This is a genomic window from Corynebacterium sp. HMSC076G08 (assembly GCF_001811515.1).
GTDB classification, from domain to species: Bacteria; Actinomycetota; Actinomycetes; order Mycobacteriales; family Mycobacteriaceae; genus Corynebacterium; species Corynebacterium hiratae.
Genome location: NZ_KV805024.1, coordinates 1,740 through 15,842, shown reverse-complemented (window position 1 = coordinate 15,842; position 14,103 = coordinate 1,740). Strand labels below are relative to the sequence as shown.

General features: G+C 61.1%; 12 protein-coding genes. 5 read left to right on the top strand and 7 right to left on the bottom strand.

Going from position 1 to position 14,103, the window contains the following annotated elements; genetic code table 11:
* Nucleotides 1-103: 103 nt before the first annotated feature.
* The 6 genes from serA to HMPREF2806_RS04215 all read right to left on the bottom strand — a co-directional run bounded on the left by serA (nt 104) and on the right by HMPREF2806_RS04215 (nt 8,038).
* Nucleotides 104-1,690, bottom strand: a complete 1,587-nt coding sequence (gene serA, locus HMPREF2806_RS04240) for a phosphoglycerate dehydrogenase (protein ID WP_049156496.1) — start codon at nt 1,688-1,690, stop codon at nt 104-106.
* Nucleotides 1,691-1,734: 44 nt separating this feature from the next.
* Nucleotides 1,735-2,619: a hypothetical protein gene (locus tag HMPREF2806_RS04235; RefSeq protein ID WP_070511654.1), complete on the bottom strand. Its 885-nt coding sequence runs from the start codon at nt 2,617-2,619 to the stop codon at nt 1,735-1,737.
* A 28-nt stretch (nt 2,620-2,647) separates the two neighbouring features.
* Nucleotides 2,648-4,441, bottom strand: a complete 1,794-nt coding sequence (locus HMPREF2806_RS04230) for a GmrSD restriction endonuclease domain-containing protein (protein ID WP_070511653.1) — start codon at nt 4,439-4,441, stop codon at nt 2,648-2,650.
* Nucleotides 4,442-4,573: 132 nt separating this feature from the next.
* A complete protein-coding gene (ilvC, locus tag HMPREF2806_RS04225) occupies nt 4,574-5,587 on the bottom strand; it encodes a ketol-acid reductoisomerase (protein WP_046648105.1) in 1,014 nt (337 codons plus the stop codon).
* 109 nt (nt 5,588-5,696) lie between these two features.
* Nucleotides 5,697-6,212 carry an acetolactate synthase small subunit gene (gene ilvN / locus HMPREF2806_RS04220; protein ID WP_070516404.1) on the bottom strand — a complete coding sequence of 172 codons (516 nt, stop codon included), beginning with the start codon at nt 6,210-6,212 and terminating at the stop codon, nt 5,697-5,699.
* 5 nt (nt 6,213-6,217) lie between these two features.
* Nucleotides 6,218-8,038: an acetolactate synthase large subunit gene (locus HMPREF2806_RS04215; protein WP_070516402.1), complete on the bottom strand. Its 1,821-nt coding sequence runs from the start codon at nt 8,036-8,038 to the stop codon at nt 6,218-6,220.
* Between the two features lie 314 nt (nt 8,039-8,352).
* Here HMPREF2806_RS04215 and HMPREF2806_RS04210 point away from each other — a divergent pair, with 314 nt between their 5' ends.
* Genes HMPREF2806_RS04210 through HMPREF2806_RS04200 form a run of 3 tightly spaced genes read left to right on the top strand, consistent with a single transcriptional unit; the run spans nt 8,353 to nt 12,022 of the window.
* Nucleotides 8,353-8,886, top strand: a complete 534-nt coding sequence (locus HMPREF2806_RS04210; RefSeq protein ID WP_070516400.1) for a PH domain-containing protein — start codon at nt 8,353-8,355, stop codon at nt 8,884-8,886.
* Between the two features lie 2 nt (nt 8,887-8,888).
* A complete protein-coding gene (gene ilvD, locus HMPREF2806_RS04205; RefSeq protein WP_070516398.1) occupies nt 8,889-10,742 on the top strand; it encodes a dihydroxy-acid dehydratase in 1,854 nt (617 codons plus the stop codon).
* Between the two features lie 11 nt (nt 10,743-10,753).
* Nucleotides 10,754-12,022 (top strand): glycosyltransferase family 87 protein, encoded by a 1,269-nt coding sequence (locus HMPREF2806_RS04200; RefSeq protein ID WP_070516396.1) that lies wholly within the window; start codon nt 10,754-10,756, stop codon nt 12,020-12,022.
* Nucleotides 12,023-12,197: 175 nt separating this feature from the next.
* Here HMPREF2806_RS04200 and HMPREF2806_RS13725 read toward each other — a convergent pair whose 3' ends face one another.
* On the bottom strand, nt 12,198-12,773 hold the full coding sequence (locus HMPREF2806_RS13725; RefSeq protein ID WP_232745262.1) for a hypothetical protein: 576 nt from the start codon (nt 12,771-12,773) through the stop codon (nt 12,198-12,200).
* On the opposite strand from HMPREF2806_RS13725, the gene HMPREF2806_RS14010 reads away from it, so the two are divergent.
* Both HMPREF2806_RS14010 and HMPREF2806_RS13720 read left to right on the top strand, forming a co-directional pair.
* A complete protein-coding gene (locus HMPREF2806_RS14010) occupies nt 12,660-13,094 on the top strand; it encodes a helix-turn-helix domain-containing protein (protein ID WP_366095180.1) in 435 nt (144 codons plus the stop codon). The two genes, HMPREF2806_RS13725 and HMPREF2806_RS14010, sit on opposite strands and share 114 nt — an antisense overlap.
* A gap of 67 nt (nt 13,095-13,161) precedes the next feature.
* A complete protein-coding gene (locus tag HMPREF2806_RS13720) occupies nt 13,162-13,920 on the top strand; it encodes a DUF6973 domain-containing protein (RefSeq protein WP_232745259.1) in 759 nt (252 codons plus the stop codon).
* The last annotated feature ends 183 nt before the right edge of the window (nt 13,921-14,103 follow it).

The window sequence follows — 14,103 nt, the reverse complement described above, 5'->3', positions numbered from 1 at the left end:
CGCCGCAAATCCACACGAAATGTCCCTTAAGCCGCCGAAACCCCCTGAAGAATCATGACTGGCTCTGCAGGGGGCGGTGGACTCCACTCAGGTGCGGTGTAGATTAGGCATCCAAATCGAGCTGGTGACAGGTAGCCCCCAGCGCCGAGTTGATCTCCTCGACGAGCTCCTCTGGTACCTCGCGCTCGACGCGCAGAATGAGCACAGCGTCGGAGGCGTCCTTGCCCTGGGTCAAGGCGGCGGCGACAATGTTGATGCCGGCAGAGCCCAGCTTGGTACCCACGGTACCCAGCGCGCCCGGGGCATCCTTGTAGGAGAAGAAGAGGTTGCGGCCGGTAGCGCGCATATCGACGCCGCGGCCGTTGATGCGGATAATCTTCTCCACCCCGTCAATGCCGGTCAAGGCACCGGTCAGCTGCGATACCTTGCCGTTGGGGCCAATCACCCTGACGCGCACCGAAGAACGGTGGCCCTTCGACTCCACGTTGGTCTTCACGTCCACGGTCACTCCGCGGCTTTCGGCGATCTTCATTGCGTTAACGAAGGTGACAGCCTCCGAGACCACGCCGGAAAACAGTCCGCGAACAGCAGACAGACCAAGAGCCGAGACATCCTCGTTAGCCAGCTCACCGCAGGCCTCGACTTCCACGGCAACCGGCGCTGCATCCAGCAGGTTGCCGGCTACCAGGCCCAGCTTGCGGGTCAGGTCCAACCAGCCGGCGACCTCCTCGCCGACCCGTCCGCCTTCAACGTTGACGGCATCCGCGACGAACTCGCCGGCCAGCGCCTTCAGCACGGAGGCGGCGACGTCGGTACCGGCGCGGTCCTGCGCTTCGACCGTGGATGCACCCAAGTGCGGGGACACGGTAACTTGCGGAAGCTCAAACAGCGGGGAGTCCGTGCAGGGCTCGGAAGCATAGACATCGAAGCCTGCACCGCGGTGGTGGCCGGACTTGATGGAGGCAGCCAGGGCTGCTTCATCGACGAGGCCGCCGCGGGCGGCGTTAATGATGATCTGGCCCTTCTTGGCCTGCGCCAAAAGCTCGGCATCGAACATGCCGGCGGTCTCCGGGGTCTTGGGCAGGTGGATCGTCACAAAGTCAGAGCGGGACATGAGCTCCTCAAGGCTCACCAGCTCCACGCCCAGCGCCGCCGCACGGGCCGGGTTGGCATAAGGATCGTGCGCGATGATGGTGGTCTCAAAGGCCGCCAGGCGCTGGGCAAAGAGCTGGCCGATGTGGCCGAAGCCCACGATGCCGATGGTCTTGCCATAGATCTCGACGCCTTTAAAGGACGAGCGCTTCCACTCGCCTTGGCGCAGCGACTGATCCGCCGCCGGGACTTGGCGCGCGGTGGCGAGAAGCAGTGCGATGGCCTGCTCGCAGGCGGAGTGGATGTTGGAGGTCGGCGCGTTGACAACCATGACGCCACGCTCGGTAGCAGCGGGGATATCAACGTTGTCCAAGCCAACGCCGGCACGGCCGACGATCTTCAGGTTCTCTGCGGCGGCCAAAACCTCCGCGTCCACGGTCGTGGCGGAGCGGACGAGGAGCGCATCGGCCTCAGGCACTGCGGCGAGAAGCTCCTCACGGTTTGGGCCATCAACCCAGCGAACCTCAACGGTGTCACCGAGGGCATCAACAGTGGATTCGGCAAGCTTATCGGCGATAAGTACGACCGGCTTCGACATAACTTCCTTTACTAGTCAGAATTGGAGATGCCGAGAAGTGTAGTTTATTCTTTCCAGCCCTGAGTGATTTTATGCGTGAATTCTGTCACTGAACCGAATTCCGGTCCGAGGGCCACGATAGGCCCCTCCGACAACCCTGCCGTTATCGCCGCGCCGGCCTTCGTCGCCGACGGATCTGGCTCGGTCATGACGAAGACCGTGCCACCGTAGGCGGTGGCGTTGACCACGTTGGCTAGGGGGCTTTCCGCGGTCGCCACAATCACCGGCGCCATTTGTGCGTCGCGGCGCGCCTGGGCTGGAATAGCCGGCATCTTTTCCTTCGTTATGTGCTGCGGCAGGGGCTCCCAGGCGGCCTTGAGCTCCGTCTTCGTAGAGGAATCCAAGCGCGCAATGTTGTCAACCATGCGCTCGCGTTTCATGACTACCTTCGACGTGAAGCGAAAAGCGGTGTACTCCCCCAGCGCCTTGGTGTTTCCTGGGTCATGGATAACTTCAAGTTGCCCGTTCTGGCTGGCCCACGGAACGTTACCGATAACGAGGAGCTGGTCTACGTCGAGATCAGTGAGCAGCTGTGAAATCTGCGGGCGAATCGACGCATCGTACGTCACCATGGGCACGCGCTGCGACACGCTCAACGTCGCCGCGCGCAGGGCCGCGGCATCCGTCTCTTCGGCGAGGATCAGCGTATTGCTCTCCTTGAAGAACAAGCGCGCAGAGTCTATGCCCCAGCGGTCCCCCACCACGGTGACCTCGTTGGCGAATTGGGGGTCGATAAGCCGCAAGCGGTTCTCCTCGCTCGCGCGGGCCAGGTCGATGTCCGCTTCGGGGAGGGCGGTGATGTCCTGCGTGAGGATCGGCTCGCCCCGCCCCAGCGAGGAACAGCCCGCAGCGCCCAGGGCCGTCACGACTAGTAGCAGCGCTACAGGCACGACCTGTAGCGCACGTGGAGAAGGAACCTTAACGCGCAAAGGCCTGCGGGCCCTCCTCGCCGCCGGAAAGGTTCGCCTCATCCACGTCGCGCACCACCTGCTTGTTGAGTGCATATTCGACGATGCCGACAAAGCGCTCGCGGCGATCGGCGAAGAACTGGTGCGCGGTCTTCGCAGTCAGCAGCTCCGGATCTAAGTCGTGGGAGGCCAACACACTATCGAACTCGGCATCCTCCATGATCGACTTTGACTGCACGCGCGGCAGGTAGCGCTCGGGCGAATGCCCGTCCAGAACCACCTCGGTGCGCTTGCCCATCGGTGTGCGGTTGAGCACGGAGTTCGCCAGCACGCCGCTGATACCGTGGCGCTCGCACCAGCGAAGCGGGAAGACCGGGAAGAATCCCGGCTGCAGCTCCTCGAAGCTATGGCGGTTGAAGGCGCGCCCCGTCCGCCAATCCTTGGCGCCGCGTGCCATGAGCAGAGCGTAGAGGCCGTGCCATACGCCGTCGTTCTCCCCCACGGACAGCAAGCGGGACTCGCGGAAGGAAGCATCGCGCACCGTCTTCGGAACGCTCTCGGTATCGCCGGCAACCCAGCTGGTCACCTCGTCGACATCACGGGCAGCGCGCAGCTTGACGGCCGAGGAGCCGTAAAGCTCACCGAAGACACCGCTCCAGAACCACTGGTTGAGGCGGTCCCAGGCGTCTTGGGTAGATAGCACGCCCTTCTTCTCAGCCAGACGTGCCAGGATGACCGCCAGCGGGATAATCTGCTCGGAATAAGGCACCTGCTCCAGGGACAGGATGCAGCGCTCAGCCAAGAACTCGGCGACCTCACGGAAGGTAATCACGAGGGTCTCCGCGGCCTTGCGGTACTCAGCGAGCGTCAGTTGCAGGATGTCTTCGCGCTGACCACCAGCGTTGCCCTTCTCCCCCGACACCAGCAAAGACACGGCCGAGAGGAACTCGTTGCGGCCAATGCCGTCGAGCGCCGGGAAGGAACGCAGCTGCTTCTCGACGGCCGCCCAATCCTCCGCCAGGTGGAAGTCCGGGTCTTCGGAGGCAAAGACAGCCGTGAGCAGATCGAAGACATCCATCTGCAGACCAGCGGAATTTACCTGCGCAAAGATCGAGCCGATACCGGCGCTTGCCGTCTCCCGGGAGAGGCGGATCATCGGCACGGTGTACCCGGACAGCGGGCGCAGGATGCGGTTGTTGAAGGCTGCAACCACATCACGGGTGGCACCATCGTTGGCGGCTGCGAGCTCGAAGAGCATGCTGGTGCCTTCCTCGCTCAACAGGGCTGAGACCGGGATGCAGCACTCTTCGATTGCGGCTTCGCGGTTGTTCAAGGAACCTTCGATATCCGGCGCGAAGTGGGAGCGCAGCTCGCCATGCTGGTTGACGGCGAAGACGGCTTCGTCCGGCATGATGTCCTCCGAGGTCGCTATGCGCAGGTCCACGTAGTACTTGCGGGAGACCTTCTTGGAACGAAAATCAGTGGTATCGACGAAGCCCTCGCCGCGGAAGCAGTGATACAAGGTGGTAAGGCGCTGCTGCCCATCGAGCAAGAGCAGGCCCGGGTTCACCCCGGTATCCGGAGCCCCAGCCAATGGGCGGGGGCGAAAGCGCATGGTTTCGTTGCGGGTATCCAAGGCCATAAATGCGCCGAGCGGGTAGCCGCGCAAGACGGTGACGATCAGCGATCTAATGCGGTCCTCATCCCAGGAATAAGAGCGCTGGAAGTCAGGCAGCTGAATATCACCGCGATCGATGCGAGCGAAAAGGTCATTAAGGTCATAACTTGGCGTAGAGAAACCCATGGCCTCGAGCCTACCGCCAAATGTGGGAACGTGCCCGTTTGTGCGCGAACATCACATTGCGGGCACCAAGCCCCGGGTATTGAAAAATCCCGCCAGCCGGTGGCCAGCGGGATTACTCAGATCCAGTGCGATTTATGCAGTTGCATCCAGCGGGTTCTTGACCCAGCTCATGAGATCTCGCAGCTTCTCACCAGTCTTCTCGATCTCGTGATCGTTGTAGCTGGCGCGCAGCTCCTCGAGCTCCTTGTTGCCGCCCTCAACGTTGGCGATCAGGCGCTTGGTGAAGGTTCCATCCTGAATGTCGGACAGGATGTCCTTCATGCGCTGCTTGGTGTCGGCGTCGATGACGCGCGGACCAGAAATGTAGCCACCGAACTCTGCGGTATCGGAGACCGAGTAGTTCATGTTCTTGATGCCACCCTCGAACATGAGGTCAACGATGAGCTTCAGCTCGTGCAGGCACTCGAAGTAGGCCATCTCGGGCTCGTAGCCAGCTTCCACCAACACCTCGAAACCGACCTTCACGAGCTCCTCGGTACCACCGCACAGAACGGCCTGCTCACCGAAGAGGTCGGTGACGGTCTCGGCTTCGAAGGTGGTCGGGATAACGCCGGCGCGGGCGCCGCCGATGGCCGCGGCATAAGACAGGGTCAGCTCGCGGCCCTCGCCCTTCGGATCCTGCTGGGTAGCGATCAGGCAGGGAACGCCCTTGCCGTCGACGAACTGTCGGCGGACCAGGTGGCCCGGGCCCTTCGGCGCAACCATACCGATGGTGATGTTCTCCGCCGGCTTGATCAGTTCGAAGTGAATGTTGAGGCCGTGGCCGAAGAACAGAGCATTGCCGTCCTCCAGGTTCGGCTCAATGTCCTCGGTGAAGATGGTCGCCTGGGATGTATCCGGGGCCAGCAGCATGATAACGTCAGCCCACTTGGACGCCTCAGCGTTGCTCAGGACCTTAAAGCCAGCCTCTTCCGCCTTCTCGCGGGACTTGGAACCCTCGCGCAGGCCGATCGCCACCTCAACGCCAGAGTCACGCAGGTTCATTGCGTGGGCGTGGCCCTGGGAGCCATAGCCAATGATGGCGACCTTGCGGCCCTGGATGATGGACAGGTCGGCATCGGAATCGTACAGAGTCTCAATAGCCATGTTGTTGTTCCTTCTCTCTGTGGTTCGTCGTCACTACTCAGTGAATAGTGACGTGGTCTACTGAATTTGTATCACATTTTGGGACAAGATGCCCACAATGTGAGATTATTTATTTGCTCGGTGCCATCGCCTTCGGGCCACGCCCCAGCGCGACGTTTCCGGACTGCACCAGCTCACGGATACCGAAGGGCTCGAGGACGTCGAGAAGTGCCTGCAGCTTGCCCGGCGTACCGGTGGCCTCCACCACCACGGACACCGGCGATACGTCCACGATGCGGGCGCGGAAGATGTTCACCGCGTCGACCACCTGGGGGCGGTTCGAGTTATCCGCGGCCACCTTGACCAGCATGATGGCGCGGGCAATGGTGTTTTCTTCCTCCAGCTCCACCACTTTGAGCACCGGAACAATCTTGTTGAGCTGCTTCGTTACCTGCTCGATGACAACCTCGGAGGCGTCCACAACGATGGTCAGGCGGTTGATCCCCTCGGTTTCGGTCCGCGCGGAGACCAGCGAGATGAGGTTGTAACCGCGACGGGTAAACATACCGGTCACGCGGGAGATGATGCCCTCAATATCCTGGACCCGCACGGACAGGATGTGTCGGGTGATGTCGTCTTTAGCCATTGTTCTTAGGCCTCCTCGAGGGATTCGTGGATGTCGGCCGGATCCTCGGCCGCGGACTCGTTTTCATCAAACAGCGGGCGCAGGCCCAGGGCGTACTGAATTTCCTCATTGGAGGCTCCGCCACCAATCATCGGCCACACCTGGGCATCCTGGCCCACGATGAAATCAATGACCACCGGGCGGTCATTGATTGAGCGCGCGCGCTCAATCGCGGGGCCAATCTCTTCTGCCGTGGTGACGCGAATGGACTCGCACCCCAGGGCCTCGCTGAGCTTGACGAAGTCCGGGACGTACTCATCGTGCTCACGCAGCTTGGTATGGGAGTACTTGTTCTCATAGAAGAGCGTCTGCCACTGGCGCACCATGCCCAGGTTTCCGTTATTAATGACAGCCACCTTGATGGGGAATCCCTCCACCGCGGCGGTGGTGAGCTCTTGGTTGGTCATCTGGAAGCAGCCATCGCCGTCAATCGCCCAAACCTCACGCTCCGGGCATCCGGCCTTAGCGCCCAGCGCTGCGGGTACGGCGTAGCCCATCGTGCCGGCACCGCCGGAGTTGATCCAGCTGCGCGGGTGCTCGAAGTCGAGGAACTGTGCCGACCACATCTGGTGCTGGCCGACGCCCGCGCAGTAGATAGCCTCCGGCCCCACGATGGAGCTGAGCTTCTGGATAACCTCCTGCGGATTGAGCAGCCCGTCCGACGTCGGCTCGAAACCGCGCGGGTAGCGCCGCTGCAAATCTCCCAGGTACTCCATCCAGTCACCGAGGTTTGGGGTATCCAACTCCGCGTCGTTGGCATAAGCCTTGGTCAGACGAAGGAGCACCTCGCGCGCATCACCCACGATGGGAACGGCAACCTCACGGATCTTGCCGATCTCGGCCGGGTCAATGTCGGCGTGGATGACCTCGGCGTGCGGAGCAAAGGTATCGGTATCACCGGTCACGCGGTCATCGAAGCGCGCGCCCACGGCGATGATAAGGTCCGCGCGCTGCAGCGCCGCCACCGCCGGTACCGTGCCGTGCATGCCGGGCATGCCCATGTGCTGCGGGTGATTATCCGGGAAAGCGCCGAGCGCCATGAGGGTGGTGACCACCGGGATGCCGGTCAGCTCGGCGAACTCGCGCAGCTCGCGGGAAGCCTCCGCCTTAATGACGCCGCCGCCAACGTAGAGCACCGGGCGCTCCGCGCGGGCAATACGCTGAACAGCCTGCGTGATCTGGCGCGGGTGCGGGGTCGTGGTGGGCTTATACCCCGGCAGGTCCGGCATGACTGGGCCGGAGTACTCCATCAGGGCGTTCTGGACATCCTTCGGGATATCCACGAGGACCGGGCCCGGCCGTCCGGTGGACGCCAGGTGGAACGCGGCAGCAATAGCCCCCGGGATGTCCTCTGCCTTGGTGACGATGAAGCTGTGCTTCGTAATCGGCATGGTCACACCGCGGATATCGGCCTCCTGGAAGGCGTCGGTGCCCAGCAAGGAGCTGCCCACCTGACCGGTGATGGCCACGACCGGCACGGAGTCCAGGTTGGCGTCCGCCAGCGGGGTCACCAGGTTGGTAGCACCCGGACCGGAGGTGGCAATCATGACGCCTACCTTTCCGGATGCCTGGGCATAACCTTCGGCGGCGTGGCCGGCCCCCTGCTCGTGGCGGGTGAGCACGTGGCGCAGCTTCGTGGATTCAAAGAGGGCGTCGTACAGCGGAAGCACGGCGCCGCCCGGAATGCCGAAGACAAGCTCGGTGCCCAAATCTTCGAGGGTACGGACAATGGCGTGTGCGCCCGTGATGCGCTCGGGCGCCCGCTGTGGCGGAGTGGAAGCTGTCACGGTTGTTGTGCTCCTTCAGTGGGGATGGATATCGGAGAGATCATCCAACTAATAACGCCCCCGCTGTCCTTCCTGGGTGTGAAGGTAACGGGGGCGCTTGCTGGTCGACGTCACTAGTGGACTCGCTACGGCTCGCGCCGCCCGGGTACTACTACGAGGTGAAGTCGAATAATGATCATGGGCTAAACTGTACACTGATAGAAACGCCACCGCAGGCATTTACCCCCATTTTTGGGATCTTTTTCTCATTTTGCGAGATTGCACAGGTGGGGCGGTTCGCCACCGCGCCACGCTGTCAATTACGATGACCCACTATGACGTCCTCACACCCGCAGAACGCATCTTCTCGCGCCGAACACCCCACGGCCGAAACGTTCAAGCCCACCCGCGAACACCTCCTCGGCATCGGCATCCTCGCCGCCATCGCTTTTCTCAGCATTGGCTGGGCCCCGAAATACCTCTTCTGGATCCTCATCTTCCCGGTGTTGGCCATCTGGTGGGTCCTGCGGGCCCGCACCACCGTGGACGCGAAAGGCATCCACATCACTTATGGCTTCCGCGGCCCCAAGGACATCGCGTGGAAGGACTTTAAAGGCATCGGATTCCAGCGCTCGAAGGCCTACGCTCGCACCACCAGCGGCGACAACCTCAACCTGCCGGGCGTGACTTTTAACTCTCTCCCCCGCCTTGCCGCCGCTTCCAACGGCCGCATCCCCGACGCCCTGACCGCTGGCCGCGAAGCCGCCGATGACAAGGTCGTCATCGTCCACCGCGATGGCCAACAAATCCTCCTTACCAAGGAGGAATACGCCGAGTACCTCAAGAAACACCCCGAACTGAAGGATTAACCATGTACCCTCTCCGCTCTAAAGTCACCACCGTTGGCCGCCAGGCATCCGGTGCGCGTGCGCTGTGGCGCGCTACCGGCTCCAAGGAGAGTGACTTTGGCAAGCCGATCGTTGCCATCGCCAACTCCTTTACCCAGTTCGTTCCCGGCCACGTCCATCTCAAGAACGTCGGCGACATCGTGGCCGACGCCGTGCGCGAAGCCGGCGGCGTGCCCAAGGAATTCAACACCATCGCTGTTGACGATGGCATCGCCATGGGCCATAGCGGCATGCTCTACTCCCTGCCCTCGCGGGAGATCATCTCCGATTCCATCGAGTACATGGTCAACGCGCACACTGCCGACGCCCTGGTGTGCATCTCCAACTGCGACAAGATCACCCCGGGCATGTTGAATGCCGCGCTGCGTCTCAACATCCCCACCATCTTCGTGTCTGGCGGCCCGATGGAAGCCGGCAAGGCCGTCGTCGTCGACGGTGTGGCGCACGCGCCGACGGATCTGATTACGGCCATCACGGCGTCGGCCAGCGATGCCGTCTCCGATGAGGGCCTGGCTCAGGTGGAGGAATCCGCCTGCCCCACCTGTGGTTCCTGCTCCGGCATGTTCACCGCCAACTCCATGAACTGCCTCACCGAGGCGCTCGGTTTGGCCCTTCCAGGCAATGGCACCACGCTGGCTACCCACAGCGCCCGCCGCGATCTCTTCGAACAGGCTGGCCGCACCATCGTCGAGATGTGCCAGCGCTACTACGGCGACGAAGATGACGCTGTCCTCCCGCGCTCCATCGCCACCAAGGAAGCCTTCAGCAATGCCATGGCTTTGGACATGGCTATGGGTGGTTCCACCAACACCATCCTCCACACGCTGGCCGCCGCGCAGGAGGGCGAGGTGGACTTCACGCTCGAGGACATCAACGAGATCTCCTACCGCGTGCCCTGCCTGTCCAAGGTGGCGCCCAACGGCACCTACCACATCGAGGACGTGCACCGCGCCGGCGGCATCCCTGCCATCTTGGGCGAGCTGCGCCGCGCCGGCCACTTGAACCTCAAGGTCCACACCGCGCTCTACGACAACGCAGAGGAATGGCTTGATGATTGGGATATCCGCGGCGGCAAGGCCACGGAGGCCGCTCTCGAACTTTTCCACGCCGCACCCGGCGGTGTACGCACCACCGAGCCATTCAGCCAGTCCAACCGCTGGGATGAGCTCGACACCGACGCGGCCAATGGTTGTATCCACGACGCCGAGCATGCCTTCTCCTCTGACGGCGGACTGGTTGTCCTGCGCGGAAACCTCGCCCCCAACGGGGCCATCGTCAAGGCCGCCGGCGTGGAGGAAGAGCTGTGGACCTTCACCGGTCCGGCCCGCGTGGTGGAGTCCCAGGAGGAGGCCGTGTCCATCATCCTCAAGAAGGAAGTCCAGCCCGGCGATGTCATCGTCATCCGCTACGAGGGCCCCGCGGGCGGCCCCGGCATGCAGGAGATGCTGCACCCGACCTCCTTCCTCAAGGGTTCCGGCTTGGGCAAGGCCTGCGCCTTGATTACGGATGGCCGCTTCTCCGGCGGCACCTCCGGCCTTTCCATCGGCCACATTTCCCCCGAGGCTGCCCACGGCGGTCTCATCGGCCTGGTGGAAAACGGTGACCCCATCACCATCAACATCCGCGAGCGCCAGCTCACCCTCGACGTCGACGAGGACGTTCTCGAACGCCGCCGCGCCATCGAGGAGCAGCGTGAGAAGCCCTGGACGCCGAAGGACCGCAACCGCCCGGTCACCAAGGCCCTGCGCGCCTATGCCAACATGGCCACGTCCGCTGACCGTGGTGCGGTGCGCGTGGTGGATGGTTACGTCAATTAGAGTATGGGGCGATGAATTTCGCCACTAACGCCGCAAGGCGCACACTCCTGACCGCCGCCGGGCTCATCATTGGCCTGGTGGGCGTCATCCGCCACGTCCTCCACACGGACTTCCCGGTGGACATGATCATTTACCGAGAGGGCGTGCGCGCCTTCATGGAGGGCCGCTCGGTCTACTCGGAGCCCATGTACGCCGGGGATTTGGCGCTCCCCTTTATCTACCCGCCCTTCGGGGCGCTGGTCATGGTGCCACTGACTGCTTTTGACTGGATGAGCGATTCGCTCGCCGGCGACATCATGATCGTCCTCTCGGACGCCCTGGTCTTTGCCTGCCTCTACGCGATCTTCCGCGCGCTCAAGGTGCCGCACCTGTGGCCCACCGTGGCGATCGCGTGGGCCGCGGCCATGTTCTTTGAACCCATCCGCCTCAACAATGGTTTTGCGCAGATCAATATCGTCATCATGGCGCTGGTCATCTTTGATCTTGTTCCCCGCGAGCGCAAGCTTCCGCAGGGCTGGCTGATAGGTCTCGCGGCGGCCATCAAGATCACCCCGTTGGCCATGCTGCTCTACTTCCTGCTGCGCCGCGAGTGGCGGCCCATCCTCACGGCCTTAGCCTCCGCCGTCGTGGCGACGCTGTTGGCCGCGGCCTACCGATGGCAGGCCTTTGTCGAGTTCTTCAGTTCAAAGCTTCTCGATATGGGCAAGGGCGCAGACTTCGGCGTGGCTACTGACTATCAGTCCAATTCCTCGCTCAAGGGCGTCATCCAGCGCCTCTTCACCTCCCAGGAGGCCATGGACAACCACGGCACGCTCATCAACGTGCTGTGGCTTGTGGCTGCGCTCGCAGTCATCGGCCTTGGCTCAGCCCTCATCCTGGCGCAAATGCGGCGAAGCCTGCTTGTCGATGCCCACCTCACCACCGCCACCATCATGCTGCTCATCTCGCCTGTTTCGTGGTCGCACCACTGGGTGTGGCTGTCGCTCATCGTGCCGGTTCTGGTCTACCGCGCCTGGTCCTGGCGCAATTCCACCTGGGTCGCCGGCAGCCTGCTGGCTGTACTCGCCGCTTGGGTGGGCATGCTGCTGACCGTTCCGCCGAAGTGGTGGTTTGGTGACAGCATCGATGTCCACGCGATGCCGCTGTACCAGAAGTTCTTGGTCGATGACTTCGTGTGGCTGGCACTACTCAGCTGGATTCTCTACGCCATCTGCCTCAAGGCTCGAGGCACTCAATCCGACAAGCCACATACTGAGCTCGCTGCGGCCCAAACCAACTAAGCCCCGAAACGCAAAACTGCCTGTTCTGCCAAAGTTGTTCGCCGCGCCTGCGGCGGGCTCAGGTGGTGAATGCATCTATACAGCTAGGAGGTTGTGTAGATGTTAGGCGATAGAAAGCTACGTGAGCGGTATGTGCAGGCGTATCTGCATGATGCGCGTCCGATGTCGGTGATCCTCAAGGAGTTGGGGGGGCTCGAAGGCTACGGCGAAGGTGTGGCGCCAGGCTGAGGGCCTTAGCCGTGGCAAGCGCCGTCGGAGCCTGAATGAGGATAAGTACAAAGATCAATACCAAAAGATCATTGCTATTGTAGAAAGCGGTCGGTCTGCGCATAGTGCACTGAAAGAGACAGGTTTCCCACAGACCGCTTACCGATACCTTGCGCAAGACGGTATCGAACTCGCCAATACCAGTCGCGGTGGAGCCATACAACACGAGCGGGATCGCATTGCCCAAGCTTTGAAACTTGTGGATGCTGGCAAAAGCTATAAACAGGCCGGCCAGGTTGTTGATCGCTGCACTGCCACGGTGAAAACGTGGCACCATAATCGCATGTATGGGCGTTGGATACTCAATGATCATCCCACTGAATCCGAATCGAAGGTAGGACGCGGAAAGCGTCTTATCCGCCATGACCGAATAGCGATAGCCTATCTGCTTGATCAGGGTCTTACTCACCGTGAGATTGCAGCCCACCTTGGCCGGAATCAGTCGACGATTAGCAGGGAAATCGCCCGTGGGATGACTGAGCATGGCTACGATGCCCTCGTGGCGCAAAAGCGGGCTGTAGACCGTTTAGCCAGGCCTAAACCCCGTAAACTCGATACCAACCCGCAGTTGCGGGCCTTTGTCATCGAGGAGTTGAACACGAAGTGGTCACCTTCCCCTTGGCTGCTGAGCCCTGCCCCCCTAGGAACAAAACTCGGGGCACTTCAATCTACGAGCGTTACTAGTAGTACTTCGTTACTTCTGTGTGGAGCTGTGATCGATAAATTGGCAGGGGATATACACCTAATTAGGGGTGATTTTACAACTGTTAGTTTCCTAATAGGAATTATCTGTTACTCTGGGTAAGGAGCACCTAATATGCGTGTTTCCCTCGTCACGGATAATCGTTTTCACGAAATTTACAGGAGTTCTTATGCGCAATCGCGCCACAAGATTCATCATGGCTTTATCTACAGCAGCAGTTCTCGCATTTGGTTTAATCATTCCACCAAGTGCTGCTGCCCAAAACCTGGGGAATCTTACCCCCTTGCCCGCATCAACAATTGACTTAGACGCTGAAATTCGCGTAGACACCAGTGATGTCACAGATGAGGACATCATGAATGTTCAAGACGAGATCAAGGTGATGAACGAGTCCGCCGACCCGTACGGTTACTTCGCATCCCTGTCAGCTAATGAACAACGCGCAATCATTGCTGCAGTTGAACGTGCCAGGGTCACTGACATCAATCCTCAGGTAGCGCCTTTTGCGACCACCCAGTCGGACCCCTACCGGATATATATCCAGGGCCTTGAAATGCTGTCCTGCATCGCGCTGGTCGATGTAGTATCATGCGGCATCGCCAATCAGGCAGCCACAACCGCGAGTACGGAAGCGCAGAACCGGTTTCCTGGCGCCACATCACTCCGCAATGGAAAGGGCGATGCTTTTCGGCACTGCTCGTGGAATGCCCTGATGACGATGAGAATCGGTGCAGATGCAGCTGAACGCATTGCTACTAACCACGAAACTGTCGCTCAAGGGCCAGCGGATCAGACCCGCATGGACCTGTATAACAATGCCCAAGGTCGATTTCTTGGATCTGCTTTCGCAAGTAGTGGCGACGAAGCTGCTGCTCTGAACCAGTGCGCCCTCTGGGCAAGGATTGGACTGCTATCTACACTTTCCTAGGATAGGCACGAGAAGGAGGTTATGTTAATGAGACGCATGATGGCACGGATAGGGTTCACTAGTATTGTCTCCCTATCACTCTCCTCTTGTAGTTTTAATGACCCATTGGCTTCTCATCTCGCGTCCCTAGAACGATCGGGACATGCAATCCCCGTTACTGAGTCCATCACACTGGAGGAACTC

Excerpts from the sequence above, each read along its gene's own strand:
- serA (WP_049156496.1), bottom strand. The coding sequence starts at position 1,690 with ATGTCGAAGCCGGTCGTACTTATCGCCGATAAGCTTGCCGAATCCACT.
- HMPREF2806_RS04230 (WP_070511653.1), bottom strand. The coding sequence starts at position 4,441 with ATGGGTTTCTCTACGCCAAGTTATGACCTTAATGACCTTTTCGCTCGC.
- ilvC (WP_046648105.1), bottom strand. The coding sequence starts at position 5,587 with ATGGCTATTGAGACTCTGTACGATTCCGATGCCGACCTGTCCATCATC.
- ilvN (WP_070516404.1), bottom strand. The coding sequence starts at position 6,212 with ATGGCTAAAGACGACATCACCCGACACATCCTGTCCGTGCGGGTCCAG.
- HMPREF2806_RS04210 (WP_070516400.1), top strand. The coding sequence starts at position 8,353 with ATGACGTCCTCACACCCGCAGAACGCATCTTCTCGCGCCGAACACCCC.
- ilvD (WP_070516398.1), top strand. The coding sequence starts at position 8,889 with ATGTACCCTCTCCGCTCTAAAGTCACCACCGTTGGCCGCCAGGCATCC.
- HMPREF2806_RS04200 (WP_070516396.1), top strand. The coding sequence starts at position 10,754 with ATGAATTTCGCCACTAACGCCGCAAGGCGCACACTCCTGACCGCCGCC.
- HMPREF2806_RS13725 (WP_232745262.1), bottom strand. The coding sequence starts at position 12,773 with ATGCTCAGTCATCCCACGGGCGATTTCCCTGCTAATCGTCGACTGATT.
- HMPREF2806_RS13720 (WP_232745259.1), top strand. The coding sequence starts at position 13,162 with ATGCGCAATCGCGCCACAAGATTCATCATGGCTTTATCTACAGCAGCA.